The organism is Streptodolium elevatio (assembly GCF_040649515.1).
Lineage (GTDB): Bacteria > Actinomycetota > Actinomycetes > Streptomycetales > Streptomycetaceae > Yinghuangia > Yinghuangia elevatio.
In genome coordinates this window covers 15381-40521 of record NZ_JBEZFP010000064.1, presented here as the reverse complement: position 1 = coordinate 40521, position 25141 = coordinate 15381, and the positions used below count along the sequence as shown (strand labels likewise).

General features: G+C 70.2%; 28 protein-coding genes. 16 read left to right on the top strand and 12 right to left on the bottom strand.

Annotated features, from left to right (window positions below):
* Positions 1 to 99: 99 nt before the first annotated feature.
* Together AB0C36_RS23630 and AB0C36_RS23625 are read right to left on the bottom strand one after the other, a co-directional pair.
* Positions 100 to 876: an SDR family NAD(P)-dependent oxidoreductase gene (locus AB0C36_RS23630; RefSeq protein WP_358357050.1), complete on the bottom strand. Its 777-nt coding sequence runs from the start codon at positions 874 to 876 to the stop codon at positions 100 to 102.
* 107 nt (positions 877 to 983) lie between these two features.
* Positions 984 to 1730, bottom strand: coding sequence for an SDR family NAD(P)-dependent oxidoreductase (locus tag AB0C36_RS23625; RefSeq protein WP_358357048.1), 747 nt, complete (start codon positions 1728 to 1730; stop codon positions 984 to 986).
* Between the two features lie 233 nt (positions 1731 to 1963).
* On the opposite strand from AB0C36_RS23625, the gene AB0C36_RS23620 reads away from it, so the two are divergent.
* The 3 genes from AB0C36_RS23620 to AB0C36_RS23610 are packed head-to-tail and all read left to right on the top strand — an operon-like array spanning position 1964 to position 4345.
* A complete protein-coding gene (locus AB0C36_RS23620; RefSeq protein WP_358357046.1) occupies positions 1964 to 2545 on the top strand; it encodes a carboxymuconolactone decarboxylase family protein in 582 nt (193 codons plus the stop codon).
* On the top strand, positions 2542 to 3501 hold the full coding sequence (locus tag AB0C36_RS23615) for a fumarylacetoacetate hydrolase family protein (protein WP_358357045.1): 960 nt from the start codon (positions 2542 to 2544) through the stop codon (positions 3499 to 3501). The genes AB0C36_RS23620 and AB0C36_RS23615 overlap by 4 nt, the downstream gene beginning before the upstream one ends.
* A 4-nt stretch (positions 3502 to 3505) precedes the next feature.
* The gene (locus tag AB0C36_RS23610; RefSeq protein WP_358357043.1) at positions 3506 to 4345 is read left to right on the top strand and encodes a fumarylacetoacetate hydrolase family protein; all 840 of its coding nucleotides are present in this window, start codon (positions 3506 to 3508) and stop codon (positions 4343 to 4345) included.
* A 161-nt stretch (positions 4346 to 4506) separates the two neighbouring features.
* On the opposite strand, the gene AB0C36_RS23605 is transcribed toward AB0C36_RS23610, so the two are convergent.
* Complete coding sequence (locus AB0C36_RS23605) at positions 4507 to 5130, bottom strand: hypothetical protein (RefSeq protein WP_358357041.1); 624 nt, start codon at positions 5128 to 5130, stop codon at positions 4507 to 4509.
* A gap of 212 nt (positions 5131 to 5342) precedes the next feature.
* On the opposite strand from AB0C36_RS23605, the gene AB0C36_RS23600 reads away from it, so the two are divergent.
* Together AB0C36_RS23600 and AB0C36_RS23595 are read left to right on the top strand one after the other, a co-directional pair.
* Positions 5343 to 5918: a GNAT family N-acetyltransferase gene (locus tag AB0C36_RS23600; protein WP_358357040.1), complete on the top strand. Its 576-nt coding sequence runs from the start codon at positions 5343 to 5345 to the stop codon at positions 5916 to 5918.
* Between the two features lie 183 nt (positions 5919 to 6101).
* The gene (locus AB0C36_RS23595; RefSeq protein ID WP_358357038.1) at positions 6102 to 6932 is read left to right on the top strand and encodes an alpha/beta fold hydrolase; all 831 of its coding nucleotides are present in this window, start codon (positions 6102 to 6104) and stop codon (positions 6930 to 6932) included.
* A gap of 93 nt (positions 6933 to 7025) precedes the next feature.
* Here the strand turns inward: AB0C36_RS23595 and AB0C36_RS23590 are convergent, their stop codons facing one another.
* Entirely contained in the window at positions 7026 to 7400 is a 375-nt protein-coding gene (locus AB0C36_RS23590) for a DUF3703 domain-containing protein (protein WP_358357036.1), read from the bottom strand.
* A 359-nt stretch (positions 7401 to 7759) separates the two neighbouring features.
* Positions 7760 to 8614: an SAM-dependent methyltransferase gene (locus AB0C36_RS23585; protein ID WP_358357034.1), complete on the bottom strand. Its 855-nt coding sequence runs from the start codon at positions 8612 to 8614 to the stop codon at positions 7760 to 7762.
* Positions 8615 to 8941: 327 nt separating this feature from the next.
* Between AB0C36_RS23585 and AB0C36_RS23580 the strand changes: the two genes are divergently transcribed.
* Positions 8942 to 10555, top strand: a complete 1614-nt coding sequence (locus AB0C36_RS23580; RefSeq protein ID WP_358357032.1) for an MFS transporter — start codon at positions 8942 to 8944, stop codon at positions 10553 to 10555.
* Between the two features lie 54 nt (positions 10556 to 10609).
* On the opposite strand, the gene AB0C36_RS23575 is transcribed toward AB0C36_RS23580, so the two are convergent.
* Complete coding sequence (locus AB0C36_RS23575) at positions 10610 to 10807, bottom strand: hypothetical protein (protein WP_358357030.1); 198 nt, start codon at positions 10805 to 10807, stop codon at positions 10610 to 10612.
* Positions 10808 to 11044: 237 nt separating this feature from the next.
* Here AB0C36_RS23575 and AB0C36_RS23570 point away from each other — a divergent pair, with 237 nt between their 5' ends.
* Positions 11045 to 11398 (top strand): VOC family protein, encoded by a 354-nt coding sequence (locus tag AB0C36_RS23570; protein ID WP_358357028.1) that lies wholly within the window; start codon positions 11045 to 11047, stop codon positions 11396 to 11398.
* A 63-nt stretch (positions 11399 to 11461) separates the two neighbouring features.
* Here AB0C36_RS23570 and AB0C36_RS23565 read toward each other — a convergent pair whose 3' ends face one another.
* Entirely contained in the window at positions 11462 to 11815 is a 354-nt protein-coding gene (locus tag AB0C36_RS23565) for a MerR family transcriptional regulator (protein ID WP_358357069.1), read from the bottom strand.
* A gap of 65 nt (positions 11816 to 11880) precedes the next feature.
* Between AB0C36_RS23565 and AB0C36_RS23560 the strand changes: the two genes are divergently transcribed.
* Positions 11881 to 13098 (top strand): MFS transporter, encoded by a 1218-nt coding sequence (locus AB0C36_RS23560; protein WP_358357026.1) that lies wholly within the window; start codon positions 11881 to 11883, stop codon positions 13096 to 13098.
* A gap of 60 nt (positions 13099 to 13158) precedes the next feature.
* Entirely contained in the window at positions 13159 to 13956 is a 798-nt protein-coding gene (locus AB0C36_RS23555) for an alpha/beta fold hydrolase (RefSeq protein WP_358357024.1), read from the top strand.
* A gap of 203 nt (positions 13957 to 14159) precedes the next feature.
* Here the strand turns inward: AB0C36_RS23555 and AB0C36_RS23550 are convergent, their stop codons facing one another.
* A complete protein-coding gene (locus tag AB0C36_RS23550) occupies positions 14160 to 15047 on the bottom strand; it encodes a hypothetical protein (protein ID WP_358357022.1) in 888 nt (295 codons plus the stop codon).
* A 292-nt stretch (positions 15048 to 15339) separates the two neighbouring features.
* On the bottom strand, positions 15340 to 18192 hold the full coding sequence (locus tag AB0C36_RS23545) for an ATP-binding protein (RefSeq protein WP_358357020.1): 2853 nt from the start codon (positions 18190 to 18192) through the stop codon (positions 15340 to 15342).
* A gap of 276 nt (positions 18193 to 18468) precedes the next feature.
* Here AB0C36_RS23545 and AB0C36_RS23540 point away from each other — a divergent pair, with 276 nt between their 5' ends.
* On the top strand, positions 18469 to 18846 hold the full coding sequence (locus tag AB0C36_RS23540; protein ID WP_358357018.1) for an STAS domain-containing protein: 378 nt from the start codon (positions 18469 to 18471) through the stop codon (positions 18844 to 18846).
* Positions 18847 to 18972: 126 nt separating this feature from the next.
* Here AB0C36_RS23540 and AB0C36_RS23535 read toward each other — a convergent pair whose 3' ends face one another.
* A complete protein-coding gene (locus AB0C36_RS23535; protein ID WP_358357016.1) occupies positions 18973 to 19878 on the bottom strand; it encodes a S41 family peptidase in 906 nt (301 codons plus the stop codon).
* Between the two features lie 57 nt (positions 19879 to 19935).
* Here AB0C36_RS23535 and AB0C36_RS23530 point away from each other — a divergent pair, with 57 nt between their 5' ends.
* From AB0C36_RS23530 to AB0C36_RS23515, 4 genes are all read left to right on the top strand, one after another.
* Positions 19936 to 20475, top strand: a complete 540-nt coding sequence (locus tag AB0C36_RS23530; RefSeq protein ID WP_358357014.1) for an ArsR/SmtB family transcription factor — start codon at positions 19936 to 19938, stop codon at positions 20473 to 20475.
* A 5-nt stretch (positions 20476 to 20480) separates the two neighbouring features.
* A complete protein-coding gene (locus AB0C36_RS23525) occupies positions 20481 to 20651 on the top strand; it encodes a hypothetical protein (protein WP_358357012.1) in 171 nt (56 codons plus the stop codon).
* 208 nt (positions 20652 to 20859) lie between these two features.
* The gene (locus AB0C36_RS23520) at positions 20860 to 21318 is read left to right on the top strand and encodes a nitroreductase family deazaflavin-dependent oxidoreductase (protein WP_358357010.1); all 459 of its coding nucleotides are present in this window, start codon (positions 20860 to 20862) and stop codon (positions 21316 to 21318) included.
* Positions 21319 to 21377: 59 nt separating this feature from the next.
* Complete coding sequence (locus tag AB0C36_RS23515; RefSeq protein ID WP_358357008.1) at positions 21378 to 21803, top strand: nuclear transport factor 2 family protein; 426 nt, start codon at positions 21378 to 21380, stop codon at positions 21801 to 21803.
* 41 nt (positions 21804 to 21844) lie between these two features.
* Here the strand turns inward: AB0C36_RS23515 and AB0C36_RS23510 are convergent, their stop codons facing one another.
* Together AB0C36_RS23510 and AB0C36_RS23505 are read right to left on the bottom strand one after the other, a co-directional pair.
* Complete coding sequence (locus tag AB0C36_RS23510; protein ID WP_358357006.1) at positions 21845 to 23092, bottom strand: cytochrome P450; 1248 nt, start codon at positions 23090 to 23092, stop codon at positions 21845 to 21847.
* Between the two features lie 11 nt (positions 23093 to 23103).
* Positions 23104 to 23565: a 2,4'-dihydroxyacetophenone dioxygenase family protein gene (locus tag AB0C36_RS23505; RefSeq protein ID WP_358357004.1), complete on the bottom strand. Its 462-nt coding sequence runs from the start codon at positions 23563 to 23565 to the stop codon at positions 23104 to 23106.
* A gap of 104 nt (positions 23566 to 23669) precedes the next feature.
* Here AB0C36_RS23505 and AB0C36_RS23500 point away from each other — a divergent pair, with 104 nt between their 5' ends.
* Positions 23670 to 24536 carry an IclR family transcriptional regulator gene (locus tag AB0C36_RS23500; protein ID WP_358357002.1) on the top strand — a complete coding sequence of 289 codons (867 nt, stop codon included), beginning with the start codon at positions 23670 to 23672 and terminating at the stop codon, positions 24534 to 24536.
* A 63-nt stretch (positions 24537 to 24599) separates the two neighbouring features.
* The gene (locus tag AB0C36_RS23495; protein ID WP_358357000.1) at positions 24600 to 25130 is read left to right on the top strand and encodes a S1 RNA-binding domain-containing protein; all 531 of its coding nucleotides are present in this window, start codon (positions 24600 to 24602) and stop codon (positions 25128 to 25130) included.
* The last annotated feature ends 11 nt before the right edge of the window (positions 25131 to 25141 follow it).

Here is a 25141-nt window from a genome sequence, read left to right as displayed (position 1 = left end):
TTGGGTGCTTGAGTGCCTAGGGGCTTGGTGCTTCGGCGTTTGGGTGCTCCGGCGCTTGGATGCTCCGGTCCTCAAGCACTTGGGTGTCGGCGGTCGGGATCAGGCGCCGACCATGTTGTAGCCGCCGTCGGCGACGAGGAATCCGCCGGTGACATGCGCGGCGTCGTCGGTGGCCAGGAACAGCGCGGCGCCCGCCAGTTCTTCGGGACCGGGGATGCGTCCCAGCGGCGTATTCGCCCGCAGTTGCTCGCCCCGGCCGGACTGCCAGTCCTGGCGGCCAAGGGTCGCCTCGGTCTCGATGAACCCGGGTGCAAAGACGTTGACGCGCACGGTAGGTGCGAGGGCGTGCGCGTACGACTTGGTGAGACCGATGACGCCGTATTTGGCCGCCGCGTACTGCGGCGCCCGGGCACTGCCGCGCACGACGACCGTCGAGCCGATGTTGACGATGGCCCCGCCACCCTGGTCCAGGAGCCGCACACCGAACTCGTGGGTGCAGAGCATCGTGCCCTTCACGTCCACGGCGAGGACGTGGTCGATGGACTCCTCGGAGATGTCCCGCCACGACAGCTGCTCGCGGGCGACGTCACCGACGTTGTTGACCACCGCGTCGACGTGCCCGAAGTGCTCCCACACCTCGTCGGCCATGCGCTTGATCTGGTCCCACTCGGCGATGTCGGCCTGGACGACGAACGCCTTGCGGCCGGTTTCCTCGATCCGCGCCGCCGTCCGCTCCGCCCCCGCGCGCGAACTGCGGTAGTGCACGGCGACGTCGGCGCCTTCCTGGGCCGCGCGTACGGCGATCTCCGCACCGAAGCCGGTTCCGGCACCGGTGACCAGGACGGTCCGGCCGTCGAAACGCTGGGGGACTGCCACGTTTTCTCCTCGGGACGTGCGGTGGGGCGGGAAGCAGGCGGGTTGGGGGCGGATGCGCCCATGGAAGTCGAGGTCGGAGGGCAGAGGTCAAGTCAGGTCAGGTCAGGTCAGACGAGGGTGCGCCCGCCGTCCGCGTACAGGACATGGCCGGTGACGAACGACGCCTGCGCGGAGCACAGGAACAAGATCGGGCCGACCAGGTCGTCGACGGTTCCGAGGCGCCCGGCCGGGACGAGGGAGGTCAGGGATGCGCGGACGCCGTCCCGGTCCAGATGCCCGCGGGTCAGGCCCGTCTCGGTGTAGCCGGGGGCGACCGCGTTGACCGTGACGCCCGAGGCCGCCCACTCGCGGGCCATGACGCGGCACAGCTGGTTCACACCGCCCTTGGTGGCCGCGTACGGCGCATGGTGCTCGTGGGCGAGCAGTCCGGACACCGACGACAGGTAGACGATGCGGCCGTAGCCCGCGTCGACCATCTGCTCCCCCACGGCTTTGCCGGTCCAGAACGCGCTGTCGAGGTTGATGCCGACGATGTCGCGCCACACCTCGTCGGGCGTCTCCAGCACCGGACGCCGGTCGTTGACGCCGACGGCGTGCACGAAGATGTCGAGTCCTCCCAAGATCGACGCCGCCTCGCCGACGCAGGCACGGCAACCGTCCGCAGTCGCAAGGTCCGCGGCGAGCGGAGTGATCGCGGGAGTGTCCTCGGTGAGGGCCTTGAGCCGCTGTTCGTCGACGTCAGCGACGACCACGCGAGCGCCGGCCTGCGCGAGGCCGGCCGCGGCGGCCGCGCCTATACCCCCGGCGCCTGCCACCAACGCTTTGCGGCCCCGCAAGCCCAGCCAGTCCGTCACCGCAACACCTCGCCGTCGTCAGCCGTTTCGTCCGCCGTGTCGTCAGCCGCGTCGTCAGCCGTTGCCGGCTGCGTACGGCGGTCTCTACTTGCCGGCGCGGTGCACCTGCCCACCGATCCACCGATCCACCGGCCACGCCGACGGTAGGCCCGCCCGAAGGACGGTCGGAACGCGGTTTTCATTGAATGGCAAGGCGGTTACGGAGTGCGGCCCCGCTCCGGTGTGCTGGGCCGATGAGCAGATTGCCGCTTTTCGACCCGGGCGGGCTGGACGAGCCGCAGCGCGAGCTGTACGACACCATCACCGGCGTCCCGCGCGCCGCCGACCCGTCCGGGTTCGCGCTGACCGACGAGACGGGCCGCCTGGCAGGCCCCTTCAACGCGATGCTCCTCGCGCCGCCGCTCGGCACCGCACTGCAAGGGCTCGGCGCCGCGGTGCGGTACGCCACGACACTGAGCCCGCGCGTCCGCGAACTCGCGATCCTCGCGGTTGCGGCCCACTGGGACTGCGCGTTCGAGCGCTACGCCCACGAGCCGGTCGCACGGGCCTACCGAGTCACCGACGAGCAACTGAGCGCACTGCGCGGCGGGCAAATCCCCGAGCTGGCCGACGCCACCGAACACGCGGCCCTGCGACTGGTGTTGGCCCTACTGCGCGAGGGGGACGCCGACGACGACACGTACGCCGGTGCCGTTTCGGTGCTCGACGATCGCACGGTGTTCGAACTGACCACGCTGGTCGGCTATTACGCGACGCTCGCGCTCCAAATGCGCGCCTTCCGCGTCACCGCCCCCGGAGAGGACGGCCCCCGATGAAGCTCGTGACCTTCGACGCCGTATCCGACGCGGCGTCAGACACGACGTCAGAGACGACGTCGGACATGGCGTCGGGCATGGCGTCAGGCACCGCGCACGGCAAGGGACTTGTCGGGTATCTGACCGACGATGTCGTCGTGGAACTGGACACCGCCACAACCCGCCAATTCTTCGAGCGCGGTGGGAAAGTGCCGGAGACCGGGCGCCGCCACCGGCAGGCCGACGTACGGCTGCGCGCGCCGATCGTGCCGAAGAAGTTCTTCCACACGGCCGGCAACTTCCGCGAGCACCACGACGACCTGGCCCGGGTGAACTGGTCCCATCCGGTCAACAAGGGCATCGTGTTCTTCCAGAACGTCGACGCGATTGTGGGGCCCGACGATCCGATCGTCCGCCCGGAACACCTGACCGACGAACTCGACTACGAGCTCGAACTCGCCGTCGTGATCGGCAAACCCGGAAAGTTCTTCTCCGCCGACCAAGCCGCCGAGCACATCGCGGGCTACCTGGTGTTCAACGACATCACCGCACGCGACATCCAGCGCCGCGAGATGGAGTCGGGCGTGTTCTCCTTCTCGAAGGCCATCGACACCTTCTGTCCGATCGGGCCGTACATCCTCACCGCGGACGAGGTCGACGACCCGCACGACCTCGACATGGAGCTGCGCGTGAACGGCCAGGTTCGGCAGAAGTCCAACACGAGCCGGATGCAGGTGTCGATCCCGCAGCTCGTCGCGTACCACTCCCCGCAGATCTACAGCGCAGGCGACATCATCACCACCGGCACCGTCGCGGGTGTCGCGGCCGGTACGAGCGACCCGTTCGCCAACTACCTCAAGCCGGGCGACGTGGTGGAGGCCGAGATCGAGCATCTCGGCGTGCTGCGGAACCCGGTGGTGTCGTGGCGCGACGCGTACGGTGCCGAGCCCCCGTCCGCCGACCAGTGGCGGTGGTGAAGCCGTGCGCCTTGCCAACCTCGCCGACCGCGCGGTCCTGGTGGTGGACGGCGGCGCGGTCGATATCGCCGGAGCGAGTTCCGACCGTTTCGGCCCCGACCCGATGGCGCTGCTCGCCGACTGGGCGGCGTTCGTACGCTGGGCCGCGACGGCCCGCCTGCCGCCACCTACCCCCTTCGAGGCCGCCCGTCTCGACGCGCCGTCGCCGCGCCCGCGCCAGGTCTTCGCCGTGGCACTGAACTACCCGCCGCACGCGGCCGAGGCCGGATACCGGCCTCCCGCCGAGCCGTTGGTGTTCACCAAGTATCCGACCTGCGTCACCGGGCCGGAGACGACGGTGGAACTGCCCGGCGACCGGGTGGACTGGGAGGTCGAACTCGTCGCCGTAGTCGGGGTCGGCGGACACCGCATCGCCGCGGCCGACGCCTGGCGCCACGTCGCCGGGCTGACCGTGGGCCAGGACCTGTCCGAACGCCGGACGCAAATGCTGGGCACACCACCGCAGTTCTCGCTCGCGAAGTCCTTCCCGGGCTTCGGTCCGACCGGCCCGGTGCTGGTCACCCCCGACGAGTTCGCCGATCCGGACGACCTGGAGATCACCGGGCTGGTGAACGGCGCCATGGTCCAGCAGGCCCGCACCAAGGAGATGATCTTCCCGGTAGCCGACCTCGTCGCGCGGATCTCGGCGGTCTGCCCGCTCCTTCCCGGCGACCTCGTCTTCACCGGGACGCCGGCCGGAGTCGGAAACCGCATGACGCCTCCGCGCTACCTCACACCAGACGACGAACTGGTCAGCCGGGTCGAGGGGATCGGCACCCTGCGTACGCGCTTCCGCGCCCCCTGAGGCACGGCTCTCCGACGACGGGCGGAGGTGCTGCGCGCCATCTTGCGGCGGCAGCACCTCACTTGCCTCACCTCATCTCTGCTCAGCTCACCTCTGCTCAGCTCACCTCAGTCCCAGGGTCCTTAGGCCGACCCCGGGCGCGCCTGATGTCACCGACACGGCTACGCCGACGCCGAGTTGCCTCCGGACCCCGCCGGATACGCCCGGACCAGGAGGTCGAACGCGAACGCCGTCCCGCACGACAGCGGCACGTCGCGTCCGAGCACGGACACCGAAACATCCGTACGCAGCCGCTGGTTGAGCCCGTCGGTGACGATGAGCTGCCCGGCGTCCTCGATCTCCTCGTGCACCCGTTCCGGCCGTCCGGTGCGTGCGTAGGTACCGCCGACGTCGGCCACCGCGCCCGCCGCAATCGGCGACCGCGCCACCCCGTCCTCTTCGGCCGGTTCGAGGGCGATCTGCGCGCTCACGCGGCCGTGCCGGAACATCCGTGTGTCCTGTGGTCCGAAGCCACCCCGGTACGCGCCCTCGGCCGTCTCGACGAAGATGCCGGCGTGCGCGCCGTGCACCGAGTTCTCGTACAGGTCGACCGTGACCGACACCCCGCCGACAGTGCCCTCGCAGGCCAGCGCGTGGCCGCGCTGAAAGGTCGTCGAAGTCGGCACACTCTGCTGCGTTTCGGCAGCCTGCGCCGTGGCCGGAGCAGCCGCTACCGCCAACGCGGCCACGGCACCGGCCGACGCGGCCACCCAACCCGCCCGGCGGCCCCTGATGCGAATTCCCATTGCCTCTCCCCCACATGATTGCCCGTCAGGGGGTGGACGCCTGCCCCGCGCCCCAGGTTGCCGCGACGACGCGGCACCAGGGTTTTCCCGGAGATCACTTCGGAGATGCGCCGCCCGCTGCCTCCCGGCCACGCGCGCAATGACCACCGAACGCGGGGGGGGGTTCGGTGGTCATTCGCCTGTCGGCAGGCGCTGAGCTATCGTCCGTTGCCGTGACCGAACCAGTGATAACCGTCGCCACTCTGGCAAACCGCGAACGGATCGTGTCCTCACTGGTGGCTGCGTTCACCGGTGATCCGGTACTGCGCTACCTGTTCCCCGACGAAACCACATACCCGGCATACGCGGCCGCCTTCTTCGGTCACCTCTTCGACAAGCGGGTGGGCAAGGGGGCGGTCTGGACGATCGCCGACGGCGCCTCGGTGGCGATCTGGGAACCGCCGTACACGGACGACGCGCCCCCGTCGGACGCGGCGTGGGCCGCCTCGCTTCCCGCCGACGTGCTCGACCGCGTCCACGCGTACGACGAGGCGGTGCACAAAGTCCTTCCTCCCGCGCCCTATTGGTACCTCGGAGTCCTGGGAACCCATCCCGACCACGCCGGGCGGCGGTGGGGCCACGCCGTGATGGAAGCCGGACTGCGACGCGCCGCCGCCGACGGGTTGCCCGCGGTCCTCGAAACCGGCACCGCGGCCAACGTCGAGGTCTACCGTCGCGCGGGCTGGGAGATCGTGGACACGGTGTCCGAACCGCTGCCCACATGGATCATGCGGCAGAAGCCCAGCTGACGGTCGTCCGCACGGGCCTGCCTGCCATCACTCATCCCCCGGGGTCGTGCCAGGCGCCAACTCGGCGTCTCGGCCGACGGCAGAAAGTCATGAGTCTTGGGAACATTCGGCGTTGCCGAGCCGTATGCCGACCAACAGTGGCTCGCCTGACGCTTTGTCAGGGGACGGGGAGGGCAGGGACGCATGGACACAGTGGTTGTCGGCGGGGTGCGGATCGCGTTCGAACGGGTGGGCTCGGGGCGTCCGGTGGTGTTGTCGGGCGGGACGGGAATGCCGCCGGTCGCCTGGGAGTTCAGCGGGCTGCGCGACGCACTGGTGGTGGCGGGCTGCGAGGTGGTGACGTACGCCGCGCGCGGGGTGGCGCCGTCTGATGCGCCGCCTGCCCCGTACGCGATGGCCGATCTGGCCGGCGATCTGGCCGGGTTGATGGGCCACGTGGGGTTCCGGGACGCGGCGGTGCTCGGGTATTCGCTGGGCAGCTTCACCGCGGAGCTTCTGGCCCGGACCCGCCCGGACTTGGTCGGGTCGCTGGTGCTGATGGCCGGAGCCGGTCCGATGACGGGCGTGGTGGACGCGGTACTCGACGCGGAAGCGGAACTGATCGCGCTGGCAGGTTATTTGCCACCGAAGTTCGCGGCGTTGCAAACGCTGTTGAGCACGCTGCCGCCGCTTGTACTGCGCGACGACGTCGAGCAGGTGGCGAACTGGCGCGAACTGCTGGGCGGGCAGGAGTCGGTGTGGGCGTCGCCTGACGGGGAGGCGGGGCAGTCGGCCGCGTCGCAGGTGTGGCTGCGCGACCCGGACCGCATGGCCGCGCTCACCGAGATCAGGACTCCCGTCTTGGCGCTCGCGTTCGAGCACGACCTGTACTTCCCGCCGCACACCGGGCGCGCCGCCGCCGAACTGCTGCCGCGGGGACAGTTCGCCCAGGTCGACGGGGCCGCACATGGCGGCCTTCTGACACATCCGAAGGAGACGGCCGACGCGGTGCTGCGCTTTCTCACCACCACCTGACACCCGGCCCGGGCCCTGTCTGAAGCTCGGCTCTAGAGTTCGGCTCTGGAGCTCGGCTCTGGAGCCGGCCGATCAAGCCCGCTCCCAGGTAGGTCAGGCCGATGGGCCGAGCGTCACGCCCGCGGCGCGCAGCAGAGCCGCCAAGTCCTCGGGCACCGGCATCGGCCGGGTCAGGCCATCACGGGTACGGCCGGTGTTGCCGGACGGGTATCTGCCCGCGGCCGAACCGGGCGCGGCGACGAGCAACCGCACGGCCTGGCCCACCACTTCGCGCGCATCGCGGTCCCGGAACGCCAGACGCAGCATCACCGCGTGGGTACGGGTGTGGGCGCCCGGCCAGGGCTGGGACAGGATGTGCGCGCGCTCAGCCGCCTTCCACCGGTCCGCGGTCGGCCCCGCGGCGCGGGCGGCGGCCATCTCGGCGGCGTACGCGGCCCGGAGCGCATCCGGCATCGCACGGCTCGGCACAGTGGTCCTCCATCGACATCATCTCCGTTCGGGCGCGCGCTCGCCGGCGCGACCCGCCACCGACCGGCCGAAGACGGCTTCGACTACCCCGGCCCCACCAATGTCGCCTATGCGGCCCCCGACGTCACCCTCCCCCGCGTCATCCACGACCGTTTTGCCGGGCAATGAAGTACCGCGGACGGTGGCCACGCGCCGGACCGTGAAAGGCAGTTCAGCGTCCTCAACTCGGCACAGGGGCGCGGATGGACACCTCGTCGACGCGACATCGCAGTTCGGATCGACGTGTGCCCGACAGGGTCCGCATTCGGACCGCCCCGGACACCCCGCGGCCGCCGTCCGGCCGGTCGCCGCCACCCGTCCTACGTGCGAATCCCCACTGCCCCGAACACGACGATGTTGTCGAGGTCTTCTTCGCTCAGCAGCGGGGCGTCCGGCTCGGGGCGCCACAGCGGAATCCTGACCAGGCCCGGGTCCACCAGGTCGAAGCCGTCGAGGAGTGCGGCGATCTCCTCCCTGGTGCGGGGGACAACGGGGGAGTTCGTCCGCTCGTACACCTCTTCGGCGAGGTGCTTCAACTCCTCCGACCGGTACGTCACATGGCTGACGATCAGCATGCTTCCCGGGGCCATGGCCTCGCGCAGGCGGGCGACGATGCCCGCCGGGTCCTCTTCGTCCCGGATGAAGTGCAGGAGCATCGCCAGCACGACGACGACCGGCAGGTCGAAGTCGACGACCTCGCCCACGTCGGCGGCGCCGATCACCTTGTCGGGTTCGCGCGCGTCAGCCTGCGTGTACGTGACCCGGCCCCGCGGGTCACCGGGCATCAGGGCGCGTGCGTGGGCCAGGACGACCGGGTCGTTGTCGACGTACGCCACCCGGGTCTCGGGCCGGATGGCCTGGGCCACCTCGTGGACGCTGCCTTCGGTGGGCAGGCCGGTGCCGATGTCGAGGAACTGGGTCATCCCCCGCTCGGCCGCGAAACGCACCGCGCGGCGCAGGAATTGGCGGCCCGCCTGGACCACGAGGCGCGCTTCCGGGGCGGCATCCAGGATCCGATCGGCGGCAGCACGGTCGACGGCGAAGTTGTTCTTGCCGTCGAGGTAGTAGTCGTACATGCGTGCGGGATGCGCGACTGACGTGTCGATCCCCTGAGGACTCTGGGTTTCGATCTCGTTCCCCCGCGGCAAACGCCACGGCGTGGTGTCGTCGGACATCTCGACCACCCCCTCCGGCCAGGCGACGAAGCAACGCGCACCCCGACGATATCCACCCCGCCCGACCGCCCGCGCATCGGTCCCGCCAACTCCCGGTACGAAAGGCCCCACCGCCTTCTCTCGGCCCTGTCTCGGCTGCGTCGACGCACTGCCCGACACCGACGCCGCCCAACCGGCATCTGGACATCGCCCCGAGGGCTCGGCGCACGGGCGATCGGCTTGCCGTCGCAGGCCGGCCGGCTGGCCCATGTACTCAGGCGCCGCCGTCTGGCTGACATCGCGGCGGTGCAGTCCCGCGATCGCACATTCGGTTGGCACGATGCGTCCATGGCGGTTGGTGCGCAGGTGCCGGGACGTGCGGCGTCGGGAGTGGTCCTCCTGCCGCTCGTCGCCGGGCAATTCCTGATGGCGCTCGACAGCTCGGTCATGAACGTCTCGATTGCCACCGTGGCCGAGGACGTGGGCACGACCGTGACCGGGATCCAGGGGGCGATCACGGCCTACACGCTCGTAATGGCGATGCTCATGATCCCCGGGGGGAAGGTCGGGGGGCTCATCGGCCGCAAACGCGCGTTCACGATCGGCTGCTGCATCTACGGCTGCGGCTCCCTGACGACGGCAGTGGCCCCGAACCTGCCCGTCCTTCTGCTCGGATGGGCATTCCTGGAGGGCGTCGGGGCGGCCCTCATCCTGCCCGCGATTGTGGCGCTGGTCGCGGGAAACTTCCCGGTGGAGCGGCGTGCTTCCGCGTACGGAATGGTCGCGGCGGCAGGGGCCGCGGCGATCGCGGTGGGGCCGCTGATCGGTGGCGTGGCCACCACGTACTTCTCCTGGCGCTGGGTCTTCGCGGGCGAGGTCGTCATCGTGGTCGTGATCCTGGTGCTCGCACGCCGGGTCACCGACGCGCCGAGTGGGGAGCACGGGCGCATCGACCTGGTCGGCGCCGTGCTGTCCGCGCTGGGGCTGGGGGTCTTCGTGTTCGGGGTCCTGCGGTCGGCGGAATGGGGATGGTTCCAGCCGAAGCCCGATGCGCCGGAGTGGCTCGGGGTCTCGCTGGTCGTCTGGCTGATGCTGGCCGGCCTGGCGCTGGTCGGGATGTTCCTGTCCTGGGAGGCCCGTGTGTCGGCCCGAGGCGGGGAGCCTCTGGTGGATTCGTCCATGCTGCGGAACCGTCAGCTCACCGGCGGTTTGACGATGTTCTTCTTCCAGTACCTCGTGCAGATGGGCGTGTTCTTCGTCGTACCGCTCTACCTGTCGGTCGCGCTGGGCCTGTCCGCGCTGGCGACCGGAGCCCGCATTCTGCCCCTCTCGCTCACACTGCTGGCCGCGGCGGTCCTGATTCCGCGGTTCCTCCCGGACGTCTCGCCGCGGCGCGTCGTACGGATCGGGATCCTCGCCCTGCTCGCCGGCGCGTTGGCATTGATGGCCGCGCTCGACGCGGACGCGGGTGCCGAGATCGTCACCGTGCCCCTCCTGCTGATCGGACTCGGCATGGGCGCCTTGGCGTCCCAGCTCGGGTCGGTGACCGTGTCCGCGGTGCCGGACGAAAAGAGCACGGAAGTCGGTGGCATCCAGAACGCCGTCACCAACCTCGGCGCCTCGATCGGCACCGCACTGGCGGGGTCGATCCTGATCGCCGCGATGACGACGTCGTTCCTGACCGGCGTCGAGAGGAACCTCGCGGTCCCCGCGGCGGTCACGAGCCAGGCGACCGTGGAACTCGAAGGCGGCGTGCCGTTCCTGTCGGACGACCAGCTCAAGTCCGCGCTCGCCGAGGCGGGTACGACACCGGCGGTCGCACAGGCCGCCGTCGACGCGAACACCACCGCGCGACTCGACGGCCTACGCGCCGCACTCGCGATCCTCGCCCTCACCGCGCTGCTTGCGATGTTCTTCACCGGGCGGATCCCGAGCTCCCAGCCTCGCCCGGCGCAGCCATAGGGGCCGGATTCCCGGGCACCGCCACGCCGGTTCGGTGGTCAGTGCGTCAGTCGCTCACGTCCTGTCCGCGTCCGGCGGCTGCGACAGTCCGAGGAAGAGCTGCCCCAGAGTAGCCAGCGCGTGGAGATGGCTGATCACCAAGGCCCGCTCGGAGCCGGACAACTCGCCGTCGAGGAGCAGTTGGTGGAGGTGATGGGCTTCGTCGGCGAGGGCTTCGGCGCGGACGCGGTGTTCGGAGGCAGTCTCGGGCATGCCCCATCCTCTCGCGTTATCCACGCGTGCGGTTCCGTGTCTCGCCGCCGAAGCACCCGAACCGACGAGACGACCGACTGGAAGGCCCGCCATGCCCAGCGCGACGTGCCGTCCGGACCGACAACCAGCCCGGCCTCGAAGGGCTGTCGCCACGCGCCGGACCGAATTCGGCATCACGAACTTGGTCCAGCCCCGGCTTCGCGGGGTGGACCGACGGCCCTGTCTATGCTCGGGCCCATGGCACTGGAATGGGAACAAATCATCGTCGACTCCGCCGACCCCGTCGCTCTCGGGCGCTGGTGGGCGGAGGCTCTCGGCTGGGTTGTGGTCGACGAAACCGAGGAGATCATCGAGATCCGTCCTGAGCCGGACCGGATGCCCGGCCTGCTCTTCGTGCCCGTCCCCGAGGGCAAGACGTCGAAGAACCGGCTCCACCCCGACTTCCGCCCCGACGACCAGGAAGCCGAAGTCGCCCGGCTGCTCTCCCTCGGCGCCCGGCGCGCCGACACCGAGCAGGGCGAGCAGCACTGGGTGACCCTCTTGGACCCCGAGGGCAACGAGTTCTGCGTCCTGGGTGAGCGGAGGAAGTGAGCGGAGGCCGGGAAATTGTCCGAGCCCCGAAGGCCCTGCTCCGGGCGTTTCGAGGACTATCTCTTATCCCGGCTTTGCCGTGATCACGGTGTCCAGGAGGTCGCGTGAGGCTGCCAGGTCGGCGATTGCGGCGTCGATTCGGGCGCGTTCGTCACGGAGTTGGGCGATCAGGTCCGCGCAGGTCGGGACCAGGCGCGGTCCGTCGTCGCGGACGCAGGGCAGCACCTGGGCGATGACCGTCGTCGACAACCCGGCGTTGAGCAGGGTGCGGATGCGCCGCACCGTGGCGACGTCGGTCTCGGCGTATTCGCGGTAGCCGCTGGGGAGGCGAGAGGGCGACAGGAGTCCCTGCGTCTCGTAGTAGCGCAGCAGTCGCTCGTTCACTCCGGTCCGCCGGACCATCTCGCCCATGCGCATTGCCATTGCGAACCTCACTTCCCGCGCTTGACTCTGACATCGATGTCAGACCTTAGCTTCGCGGCATGGCGACCACTGCAACCGCCCCCACCGGCGACGCTCCGGCCGGGCGCAGGCACCTCAAGCACCGACTCGGCCCGCTCGCCACACTGGCCGTGCTCACCGCGTCTGTGTTCATCATCGGCACCGCCGAATATGTGATGACCGGACTCGTGCCCGCGCTCTCTGCCGATTTCGACCGACCGGTGTCGACAACCGGCTCCCTGGTCGGCTGGTACGCGCTGACCGTCACACTCGCCGGACCCCTGGTCACCATCGCCCTGCTGCGCCTGCCGCCGCGCCGTGTCCTGCTCGGCATGCTGGCCGCCTTCACCGCGGGCAGCGCTGCAGCGGCCCTGGCCACCGGCTTCGACACACTGCTCGCGGCACGTGTTCTCACCGCGCTCACGCACAGTACGACGTTCGCCGTCGCGATGGTGGCGGCCATATCCAGTGCGCCGGCCGGGCAGCGCGGGCGCGTGGTGGCGGTGGTCGCGTCCGGGTGGAACCTCGCGTCGGTGCTCGGGGCCCCGCTCGGCACATGGATCGGCGACCGGTTCGGGTGGCGTACGACCTTCTGGGGCATCGCCGCGTTCGCCCTGCTGGTCTTCGTCGCGGCCGCGACGCTGGTCCGTCCGCGGTCAGCCGCCCCGCCGACGCCGCGCACGGAGGTGGCCGCACTCCTGCGCCCGCGCGTGGGCCTGGTCTTGGCCGCCACGGTGCTCGTCCAGGCCGGCCTGTTCACGGCCTACACGTACATCAGTCCGCTGCTGCAAGGCCCCGGCGGCTTCTCCAGCGCGGGCGTCTCGGTCCTGCTCGCGGTGTTCGGTGTGGGCGCGCTGCTCGGCAACGGCCTCGGTGGGAGACTGGCGGACCGCGCACCCGCCAGCGCGTTGTGCGTCGCGATCGTCGTGCTCGCCTCGGTGCTGGCGTTGACCGCGGGTGCCATCCACGCGCAATTGGCCGCCGTGGGCGCGGTGTTCGCACTCGGGACGGCATCGGCCGTACTGGTTCCGCTGCTTCAGGAGCGCGCGCTCGACGCCGGCCCCGGCGCGCCGACGCTCGTGACGGCCGTCAGCGCCTCGGCCTTCAACCTCGGTATCGCGGGCGGTTCGTGGCTTGGCGGCCGCGCTCTCGACACCGGACTCGGACTTCCCGACCTGGCCTGGCTCGGCGGCGCGGTGGCGCTCGTCGCGCTCGCCCCGGCGCTGGCCGCCGCACGGCTTGACCGCACCGCCGAGTAGTACATCCCGACACATCACCATCGAGTAGTACATCTCGACAGATCATCATCAAGGACGGACATGACACGCACCCTCCCCGCATCGCCGCTCTCCCGCATCGTCCGGGGCACCGGACCAGGACTGCTCCTCGCCCACGGCGGAGGCGGCGGCGTCGAGCCCAACTTCGGGCCGATCCTCGACGGCCTCGCCCAGCGGTACACCGTGGTGGGCCCCGACTATCCGGGCACCGGCCGCACCCCACGCGCCACCGAACCCCTCGACCTGGACACCCTGGCCGACCAACTCGTGGCAACCGCCGTCGAGGAAGGCCTGGAGACGTTCGCCATCGCGGGCTACTCGATGGGCGTGCCCCTGGCCATCCGCGCGACGACCCGGCATCCCGAGCGCGTCAAGGCGCTCGTCCTGACCGCAGGGTTCGCCCACCCGAACCCTCGCCTGCGTCTCGCGGCCCGCGCGTGGCTCGGCCACCTGCGCGCCTTGGAGCTGGACCCGAACCGGCTTGCCGAGTTCCTGATCCTGACCGGCTTCAGCGCCCCCATGCTGGATCGACTCGACCAGGCCACCGTCGACACGCTGGTCAAGGACAGCGCCGCCAACACCCCGCCCGGCACCGAGGACCACGTCCAACTTGTCGCGCACATCGACGTACGGGCCGACCTGGCGGCGGTACGCGCACCGACACTCGTCATATCGACGACCCTCGACCAACTGGCCACACCGCACCTGCACCGGGAGGTTGCGGACGGTATCGCCGGAGCCCGCCTCGCAGAGATCGAATGCGGTCACCTGCCCTTCGTCGAGCGCCCGCAGGAATGGCTCGACTCCATGCGCGCATTCCTCGACGAGGTACACCGCTGACCGACGCACCACCGCATGGGCCCGCTCCCGCCGCGGGCCCATGCGCGTGACAAACAACCAGGGATCCGAGGGGGCCGGCGAATCCGACAGTTCGTCTTCACTGCAAGCTGTCAGCGCGCGCCGGGGAGGTCTCCACGGTCGGGCAGCACCGTAAGCAGCACGCCCCGAAGGGCGTGCTCCCGCGCTGACCACTGCCGCCGCGGCTACTTGGCGCAGAAGACGGTCGTCTCCATGAGCCAAGGCCCGCCGGCCGGGACCGACGACTGGGCACCGAAGTCGGCGAGGTTGGGGGCGTTGGTGGTGTGCGGCGCGATCTCCTGGAAGTGCGTGCCGGGCGTTGTCGTGCCGCCGGCAAGGCCGGTGAGCCTCAGCCCGGACGGGCAGGCGACGATCTGGGACTGGCTCGGGGCGGACGTGGTGAACTGGGTCTTGAACTGCTGGAAGTCGCCGAAGGCATTCGCCTTCGCGCAGACCGAGTAGCCCGTGACGGTGTAGTTGCCGGCGAACCCGTCGGCGTCCTCCTTGGCAAACGCGGCGCTGCCGAACGCGAACCACCCGCTGCTGTTGGTGAAGGTGCCCAGGTCCACCTGCCCGTTGCCGTTGGTGATCTTGCCGCCGGCGCCGATCAATTGCTTGCCTCCCGGGCACTGCGACGGAGCCTGGTCCGTACTGGCCGATGTCGGCGCGTTGGCGTGGGAGACGATCTCCACGCCCAGCGCGGCGGGAACCGCGGCGCAGAATGCGAACACCTGGAAGTTCCATGCCGAGGGTATGCCGAACTGGTCCGCCGCCGCGGTGACTTCGAAGCTGTCCCCGCTATCGGTGTGGATCGGCTGCATCTGAGTGATGACGGCGTGGACGCCGCCGACCGTGAACGCGCCGCCGCCGAGCACCCGCTGGCCGGACGGGCAGTTCGCGCGGAAAGGGGCCTTCGTCGCCAGATTGTTGACCGGCGACGATTTGGCGAAGACTTGCACGGAACCGGGCGGAATGCTGGCCGCTGACGCCGGCGTGGTTCCCGACACCTGTGTGGCGAGGACGGTGAGGCCGAGGGTCACCGCCGACGCGAACATCTTGCCGTATGCCTTCACGAGGTTCTTCTCTCTGTCGGTCCGGACGAGCGTTGCGCGGGGCCTGATCGGAGGAACTGGCACCAACCCTGAGCCAGAGCGGCTCGTCCGACATCCGTGCTCACCACGGACTGTGGAGTGCGTGGTGGTCTGCGTGCTCGGCACCGATGCGCGGCATGCGGGCGACGGCCAGGCTCTGGTCGTCGCGAACCAGAACGGCCGGTTCTTCCTCGGTGGCGTCGTCGACACCGGCGCGTTCGGCTACGCCGACCGCGTTGTGTTCGTCGATGCGTCCCGCTTCACGGAGATCTCCCTATCCCGGAGGCCGGACCGGCCATGGCTGTTCCCGAGGCCGGACCATGGCTGTCGCACCCATGCGCGCCAGCTCGGATTCGCCACGTGCCCGTTGCTCCCCGTCGAGGAAGACGAGCGCCCGGGCCCACTGGTAGCGGCAGCCGGTCCCCTCCAGGGCAGCGGCGGCTGCGGTCAACCCGTCGCGGTCTCCCGCGGCCACGGCCGCCGCTCGGTCGACGACGGCGGTGGCGACCGGGTTTCCCGCGGTCGCCGGGCGTGCGCTCCGAACGCGAGCGGCCGCGTCCTGGTGTCCGCCGAGGACTGCCGCCTCGGCCCACGCCGCGGCGTACCAGGTACGCCACACGCTGTCGTACCAGTCCGTCAACTCGTCCGGAGGCGTGTGCAACACCTGCACTGCCTGTCCGGGCAGGCCGCGGTGCAGCAGGAGCAAGGCGTCGAAGAATTCACCGAAGCGAAGCGGCGCCGCCGAGCGGCCCGGCGGGCCTTGGGTTCCGAGAGCGTCGACGACGTCCAACCACTCGGCACGGGCGTCGTCGTCTCCGCGCAGCCCGTGCACCGTCGCGGCGGCGTACGCGCCGCTCCTGAGGTTGCCCGCACGCGGTCGACCCGCCCGGTCCCACCCCTCGCGGAAGCGCTCCGCCAGTGCGATCGTCTCGTCCCAGTCGCCCGCGAGCGCCGTGACGACGAGCAGCCGGCGTACCGCCAAGTGGCCTTCCCCGCGGTAGAACGGCAGATCCCGCAGGCGCTCGGCATATCTCCTCGCGGCCGGCAGGTCACCGGCGGCGACGGCGCAATGGTCGGCCATGCCGAACCCGTCGAAGAACTCCAATCCGGTCATGGCCGTCACCCGCAGCGGAGCGAGCAACTCGGTACGCCGCATCGCGCCGGCCGCCGCGGCGCGGACGTCGCCGCGCCCCATCTGTATCACCGTGAGCTGGTCGAGCGCGGCGCTCTCGATCAACGGGTCGTCGAGGCGGCGGGCCAACGCGAGTGCGCGCTCGACGAGTTCGAGGGTGGCCGGATCGGCGATCGAGCCGTTGGCGGCCTCGGCGGTGAGCAGGCGCGCCTGCGCGGCCAAGTCGCCGTCGGCCAGCGTCCAGCCCTCGGCGATCAGCGCCTCCACCTCACCGGCCGCGGGCTCGGTCGCAAGGAGCCCTGGGGCGCGGTTGACGAACTCGGCGTTCCGGGCGAGGTCACCGGCCGCGCCGATCCGATCGCCTGCTCGTATCGCGGCATCGGCCGCGGCCCTGCGCAGCCGCAACGCCTCGTTGCCGAAATGCCGGGACTCCGCGGCACCCGCCGCGCAACGCAATGCGCCGGCGGCTCCGGTGTGGTCGGCGGCGAGCTCGGCCGCCTGTTCGTAGCGGCGCTGCGCCTCCCCGGGCATGCCCTGGTCGAAGGTCAGCTCCGCCAACGCCATCGCCAACCGGTGCCCCTCTGAGCGATGTTCGGCGCTGCGGGCCGCCCAGGCCAGGGCACCGCGCAACTCGTCGGCGACCCGATCGAACGCCCCTCTCCAGGCACCGGCCGGCTCGCGGGAGGCGGCCCGCAGAACCGCGCTTTCCTCCAGACACCAGTGGAGATGGCGCGCGAGTGCCTGGACCGACTCGCCGGCGTCGTCACGCCGGTCCACGCCGTACTGACGAATCGTCTCCAAAACGCGGTAGCGGGTTCCGCCCGGCTCCGCGATCGCGGTCAGCAGGCTCTGGTCGGCGAGCCCGGCCAGGACGGTCGCGACGGCACCGGTCTCCACCGGCGGCCACCCGGCCAGAATCGTCGCCGCGGCGTCGGCGGTGAACGAGCCGGCAAAAACCGAGATCCGGCGGAGCACCGCCTGATCGGGTTCCGCCAGCAGTGCGTAACTCCAGTCGAGCGTGGACCGCAACGAACGGTGCCGGTCGTCGATCCGCGGTCCGCCGGTCAGCAGCCGCAGCCGGTCGGCCAGTCCGGCTTCGAGTCCGTCAAGGCCGAGCGACGAGTACCGGGCGGCGGCCAGTTCGATCGCGAGCGCCATGCCGTCCAGGCCCCGGCAGACGGCGGTGATGCGCTCGGTGTCGTCGGACATCGGCAGGCTCCCGCCGGCCGCGGCTCGCCCGAAGAACAGCTCGACCGCGTCACCGGGGCCGCCCCCATCGGCTTCGACGGACAGGCCGGGCACCGCAAACACCCATTCGAACGGCACCAGCAACCTCGCCCGACTGGTGGCGAGTACTGTCAGCCGGGGGCTGCCGGCCAGCAGCCGTTCCAGCAGGACCACCACGCCGTCCAGCAGGTGTTCGCAGTTGTCCAGCACGAGCAGCGTTTCCCGGTCGGCCGTCCATGCCAGGAGGGTGTCCGTCGGTGAGCGGCCTGCACTCGCCCCGAGGCCCAGCGTGTCCGCAATCGCCGCCGCGATCAGCGAAGGGTCGCTCACCGGTACCAGGTTGACGTACCAGACACCGTCGGCGAACCGGTCGTTCGCCTCGGCGGCGAGGCTCAGGGCCAGACGGGTCTTGCCCACCCCGCCCGGTCCGACAGCCGTGACCAGCCGATGGTCGTGCAGCGCTTCGGTCAGCGCCGCCCGCTCGGCCACCCGCCCCACGAACGGCGTCAACGGCGAAGGCAGCGCCTTGGGCCCGGCGGGCCCGGCCGCGGAATCGGAGGGCAGGTTCGCCGAAACGACGGCGAGCGCACGGCGGTCGTCCACCCGCAACTTGCGGAGCAACGAGGAGACATGGCTCTCGACGGTGCGGATGGAGATCGACAAACGGGCGCCGATCTCGGCGTTGGTCAGATACTCGCCGAGCGCGGCAAGGACCTCGGCCTCACGGGCCGAGATTCCTGCATCAGGAGGTGTCCTCCGATTGGCCACGTTCAGAGTGTGCATGCTGCTCGGCCGAACACGCCCGGCCAACCAATACCCGGCGTGAAGTGTGCGGCGGGGCGGGTTCACGCCCGTGCTGTGCTTCGAGCGCCCCCGCCGACACGCCCGGCGGTTCCACGGACTCCCATGCCGAGAGTCGCCCCCACGCCTAACGTAAGCCGGTAACCGCCCCAGACGCCCGGTGGCCCGCACGACAACGGCACGCCGGGCCAGGCGGAAAGGACCCGCACGGCCCGGCCCCGACCCAGGGGCAGGCAATCACCGATGTGGCACACCACCGCGTCCCCCAACATTCGCCACCGCTGCGAACACGGCAGCATCGTCGCGGAGTTGAGCGGCGAGATCGACATCGTCGCCGGCCCTGGGATCGGCATCGTCCTGGACGACCTGACCCGGAGCTGGTATTCGCTCCTGGCCGTCGACCTGCGGCCCGTCACCTTCATGGACAGCACCGCGCTGCACCTGCTGCTGCGCGCCCGCACCCGGGTGCTCCAACGGCAGGGCGTCCTGCGCGTGGTCTCCACCCGGCCGCTGCTCCCCCGCATCCTCGTTGCCACCGGGCTTGAGGAGCACTTCCCCCTGCACCGCAGCATCGACGACACAGGGCCTTTCACCGCCGCCCATCGGTCCCAAGCGGACTGACTGGAGGGGACAGCCTTGCCGGCAGCGCTGCGCCGACCATGACGGACGACCTCGATGCCCAGCACGTGAGTTGGAGAATCGCCGCACGCGCGACACACACGACAAACCGGCGACGAGCCGGCCAGGTCAGGATGCCAGTTGGGCGAGGGCCAGGGTGCGGGCGCGGTCGAGGGATTCGGCAGCGGGGCAGGGGACGTCCGGCTGCACACCGGTGCCCTCCCAGTTCGTGCCGGAGACGGGGTTGACGGCGCGGCCGACGGGGACGGTGGCCTCCAGGTGCGGATGCACGGTCCAGCCCTGGCAGGGATGTGCGCCGCCGCGGGTGGGCTCGCCGACGACCACGGCGCGGCCGAGCTGCTGGAGGTCGTACGCCAGCTCCTCGGCGGCGGAGAAGGTGGTGCCGCTGGACAGCACGTACAACGGCTTGCTGCCGCCGAAGCGCGCGCCGGGAACATGCGGCAGGCTCCAGGACTGCTCGGTGCGGTCGCCACGGCGCCAGGACATGGTGTTGAGGTGGGTGCGCTCGTCGAGCAGGTAGCTGCACACGAAGGCGACCGTGTCCGGGTCGCCTCCGCGGTTGCCGCGAAGGTCCACGATGAGTGCTTGGGCGCGAGAAGCCAGGGTGAGCGCGGCGCTCAGCGGTTCGGCGGCCCACTCCAGCGGGAACAGCATGGGTGCCAGCTCCACCACGGCCACCCCTCCGTCGAGCAATTCGACCCGGGGTACGCCGCCCAGCGAGGTGTCGAACTCCCGGCGCATGGACTCCAGGGTGGCCGCCCCCTTCTTCTCGGGGACCGGTTCGGTGTGGTGCTTCAGTCGCAGGTGCCGGTCGCCGTTGGCGGACTGGAGGTCGGCGGTGACCAGCCGGGCAAGCTCCTCGGCGGCGTCGACGTCGTACGCGCCCTCGGCAAGGCGTCGTTGCAGCAGGCCCGCGACCTGCTCGGCTATCTCGGGGAAGGTGTAGTGCTCGGTCAGGAGCCGCGCTGTCTCGTCGATGACAGGGGCAGGCGAGATCTTCGTCGGTGTCGTCATGGCCGGAAGTAGATCATCGCCCTTGCGAAAGCGTCAAGAACTTTAGACACTTTCGCCATGCCTGATGAGACCTCCCACCTGCCGCCTCCCGAGGACGTCCTGGAGATCGGCGCACCGGAACAGTTCGCGGCGCTCGCCCATCCGCTGCGGCAGCGGCTGCTCTTCGCCCTCGGCCACCAGCCCGCCACCGTCAGCCGGCTTGCGGCGCAGCTCGACGCGAAGAAGGGAAACGTGGCCCACCACCTCAAAGTGCTCCGCGAAGCCGGGCTGGTGCACATCGCCGAGACCCGCCAGGTCCGCGGCGGCACGGAGCAGTACTTCCAGCGCACGGCCCGGCACATGGTCGTCGCCGAACCCCAGGCGGCAGGCACCGCCGCGATGCTCGCCGCGTTCGCCCAGGAGCTGGAACGCTCACCCGCCGAGACCCTGAGGCTGCGCCACCTGCGCCTCAGCCCCGCACAGGCACGAGCACTCGGCGAGACCCTCACCAACCTGGTCGACGAAACCGAGGAAGGCGGAGCCGACCAGCCCCTGCACGGCGTGTTGGTGGCGCTCTACCAGCAGGCCCCACCGACCGGCACGACTGGTTCCGCCTAGGAGACATGGCGTTGCCGAATCAGACTGCCCGGAACCACCCGAACTGGTGGCCTGCGGAGAAGGTGTCGTCGGAGGTGCTGCCGGGCTCCACCGGACTGGAGCCCGACGGAACTTCCGGCCTGAGCCCGGAATCGTGGATCCCGTTCGAGATCGACGACTCTCAGCCGATCTTGTGATCGTTTCCCCGTCTGTCGGCAAGGTGCTGGTGGTTCATCAAAACGGGTTGCTCGCGGTGTTGGACGGGAGGGTTTGCGACCGTCTTTGTCCTGCGGCAGGGCTGGCTGTCGGGGATGTCGAGAACGGGTTGCCAGGTTCGTTCTCTGGGCAGAGCAGATGGGGCCACCGTGGCCTCAGTGCACGCTCGCTCCTGGAAGGAACCGCGGCATGGCCGTCGCCGAAGACATTGACCGCGCCACCGACTCGCAGCAGGACTGGGTTGCGGAGCAGACCCGCGCGTACCTGGCCTCGGGCGGCACCGAAGGACATGTGAACAACGGGGTGCACGTCCTTGTGCTCGCCACCACCGGCCGCGCCACCGGCAAGCCGCGCCGGACCTGCCTGATCTACGGAATGTCAGGCGACGATTTCGTGGTGGTCGCCTCCAACGGCGGAGCCGACGAGGATCCGGCGTGGCTCAAGAACCTGCTTGCGGACCCGAGTGCCGGGGTGCAGGCCGGCACCCGGCGGTTCACCGCGCGGGCGCGCGTCGCGTCCTCGGACGAACGCGCAACCCTGTGGCCCGAGATGGCGCGGATCTTTCCCCTCTACGACGAGTACGCGCAGAAGACCGGCCGCACGATCCCGATTGTCGTGCTCACCCCGCAGGCGGAAAGCGAGTTGTAACTCCGTACGGCGTACCGTACGTTGTACGGAGTAGCGCCACCGCACCGGAAGGAACAGCCGTGTACCAGCCGACCGCCGAGGAAACGCAGGCCATCGAGGCGTGGTTCGCCGAGTTCGACGCGCTCGCCGAGCGCGGCTCGATCGAGGGACTGGCCGATCTGGCGGTGTTCCCGATGAACCTCGCCACCGACGTCCCCGGCGGCCACGCCGCGGTGCGGCAGTGGACCCGCGAGGAGTACATCGAGACGATGCGCGAGGCCATCGGCGGCGGAACCGCCGGGCTCGACCTCAAGTCCACCCGGACGCCTCGCTTCCTCAGCGCGAACCTCGTCGTCGTGGAGACCGAGGCCACGATGACCGTCGACGGGCAGCCGCAGAGCATGCACTACGTGGACCTGCTGGTCCGCACGGAGGACGGCTGGGCGTTCCAGACGATGGTGCAAGGCGGCTGGGGACACGGCTGGCCCACCGCCAAACGCGGCTGACTCCACCGCGCTCGACGGCGAGACGGGTTGCGTACGACGACTCAGTTGCGCATCAGCCGTACCGGTAGCTGCGTCAGGGAGTTGTTGAGGTTGGAGCGCAGCCGCTTCGGTTCGCCGGTCAGCTCGATGTGCGGGAACGTCGCGAGCAACTCCTCAAAGAACACCCGGCCTTCCAGGCGGGCGATGTGCACACCGAGGCAGAAGTGCTCGGCGAAGCCGAACGAAAGGTGCGGGTTGGGCTTGCGGGTGATGTCGAAGGCCTGCGGGTCGGCGAAGACGTCCTCGTCGCGATTGGCGGACGTGTAGTACACCGCGACCTTGTCGCCCTCCTTGATCCGTACGCCGCGCAGTTCGACGTCCCGCGTGGCGGTGCGCCGGAAGTAGTGCAGCGGGTTGGCCCAGCGCAGGATCTCCTCGACCGCGCCGGGGATGAGCGACGGGTCGGCGCGCAGTGCGGCGAGCTGGTCGGGGTGGGTGAGCAAGGCGTGCAGGCCGCCCGACAGCATGGTCTTGGTGGTGTCGTTGCCGGCGGTGACGAGCTGCATGAAGAAGGACCCGAAGTCGAGGTCGGTCATCAGCTTGCCGCCGAACTCGGATTCGAGGATGAGCGTGGTGAGGTCCTCGGGCGGCTCCTCGGCACCGTCCAACTCCTGCCGGCGCCGCATGGCGAAGCGCACCGCGTACATCGCCATTTCGCGGGACGCGTCGCCCGGACCGTAGCCGTCGTTGCCGGCGACCTCCGGGTCCTGCTGGCTGTTGGTGCGCTCGGCGAGGCGGTGGATGTGGTCCCAGTCCTCCGGCGGCAGGCCCATCAGTTCGCCGATGACCTGGGTGGGGAGGCTGGAGGTGACGTCGTGCACGAACTCGACGTCACCGTCCGGGATGCGGGCGAATATCTCCCGGCAGATCTCCCGGATGCGCCCCTCCATGCCGCCCACCACCCTGGCGGTGAACGACTTGACCAGCGGCTTGCGGTACGCCCGGTGTCGCGGCGGGTCCATCGCCAGCAGCGTGCCGCGGAGCGCGTCGAGGCGGTCCTCGTCCAGGTCCTCCAGCACGATGCCGCCGCGTTCCGCGGAGAAGATCTCCGGGTGCTGCGAGACGTACTCGACGTCCTCGTGCCGCAGGACCGCCCAGTAACCCCCCGCCTTCGAGGTCGCGGTGCCCGGCATGTCCTGCCAGAAGACCGGGCTGGTGCGCCGCAGTTCGGCGAGGAGCGCGTGCGGGGCGCCGGACGCGTAGCTGTCGGGGCTGTAGATGTCGGGCGCGGTGTCTGGGGTGACGGTCATGCTGCTGCTCCTCAGGCGACCAGGACGTTCGGACGGCCGTGGCCCTGCATCTCGCACAGCCGGTAGTACGACCGCAGCGAGCCGGGGCCGTCGGTGACGGACTCGACATTGCCGTCGGCGTCGAGGTTGAGGTTGGCGCCGTACATCTGGAACCAGACGCGGGTGTCCGGCTCGATGCAGGTCAGGGTGTGGACGGAGCCGGCGGGCTCGTAGAGGAACGACCCGGCGCGGTTGACGTAGTCGTACTCGGCGTACTTCCACGCGCCGGAGACGGTGTAGGCGTACACCGGGCCGGTGTGCCGGTGTGTCTGCACGGCGAAGCCCGGCTGGAACACGTTCTCCACGATCCACAGGCCCTCCTGCGCCTTGACGCAGATGACCTTGAGCTTGTTGCCGCCGCCGATCTCGACGAACGGCAGGTCGTCCGCGCCGATGTGGACGGACAGCTCGGGACCCTCGGTGGCGGTTGGCATGGCGGGCTCCTCCAGGGTCGCCCCTGTACAGGTGACGAATATTCGGCGTAACATGGTCAGCTATTTGGCGAAGATAGCGGCGCCGCCGAGGAGGAACAAGAGCCATGTCCACGTCACCGCCCACCGACCGGGTCGTCGCGATCGTGGAGTTGCTGCTCGACGTCGAGGACGGGGCGACCGTTTCGGAGATCAGCGAGCGCCTCGGCCTCAACCGCGCGACGTGCGCCGCCGTCCTCGGCGCGCTGGAGAACCACGGCTGGGTCGACCGCGGCCCGGACCGCACGTACCGCGTGGGCACGGCCCTGGTTCCGGTGGCGGGCGCGATCCTGACACGCGTGCCGATCGTCGACGGCGCCCGGAAGCTGCTGCGGCAGCTCGGCGACACCACAGGTCTCGCCGCGTCGCTGAGCCGCGTCGCGGCGGACCACACCAGCGTGATCGCGTCGTACGGTCGCGACCGCACCGGCCCGGCCGACCGGACCCGCCTGCCGATGTTCCCCCCGTTCGGCGCGGTCGTGATGGCGTTCCGCGGCCCGGCCGAGCGCCGCGAGTGGCTGGCCCACGCCCCCGACACGGCGACCCGCGAACACCTGGAGCGGTTCCTGTCGACGGTACGCGCCGAAGGCGTGGGCATCTGGCGCCTCGACGACGCCATGGAGCAGGTCGCCGAGGCGATCCGCACCATGTCGACGATGACGGGCCGAAGCGACCTGCCTCAGATGTCCGCCTTCCTCCAGCGGATCGGACGCGGATACCTGGCGAGCGAGTTGGCGGAGGCCAGGACCCTGCCCGTCTCCTACATGGCCGCACCGGTGTTCGGCCACGACGGCAGACCGCAGTTCGAGGTCGAACTCCATCTCCTGCGGCCCGACGCCCGCGCGGACGACGTACGCGAACTCGCCGACGAACTACGCGCCGTAGCCAAAGACCTAACCCTCCGCTGCGGCGGCACCCCCCGCCCCGACTCATGACCACGCCCCGTCAGCGCCGCGGACGTTCGTCCATAGCGAGCGCTGCTGACAGAAGGATGTGACTTGCCAGACGAACGCGAAACCCAGCGGCGAACGGTGCTGGAGACGTTGGAACTCGGTGAGGTCAGACGCGGAGTGGTGTCCGCGCTCACGAACTTCGGGATCTTCGTCGACCTCGGCGGACTCGACGGCCTGGTGACCGTCGCGAACATGTCCTGGACACCCGTCGACCGCATCTCCGACGTCGCCCAAGTCGGGCAGTCGGTGACCGTCGTCGTGCTCGACATCGACTGGGACCGCGAACGGGTCTCCTTGTCGTTCAGGGATCTGGAACCGGATCCCCTGGCCGCCTTTGCCCGGTCCCGGCTCGGCGAGGAGATCCCGGGGATCGTGAGCGAGGTCATCCCGCCCGGGGTCGTGGTCCGCCTGGACACCGGGATCCACGGGCTGGTGTCTGCCGGCGATCCGGCCCTGACGCGGTTGGCAGCGGCCGGCCGCAACTGCGCCAAAGGCGACCCGCTGACCGTCCGCGTCTGCAACATCAACCTGCATCGACGACAGATCCGACTCCGCGTCGTCGAGACCCCCCAATAGCACCCCGACTT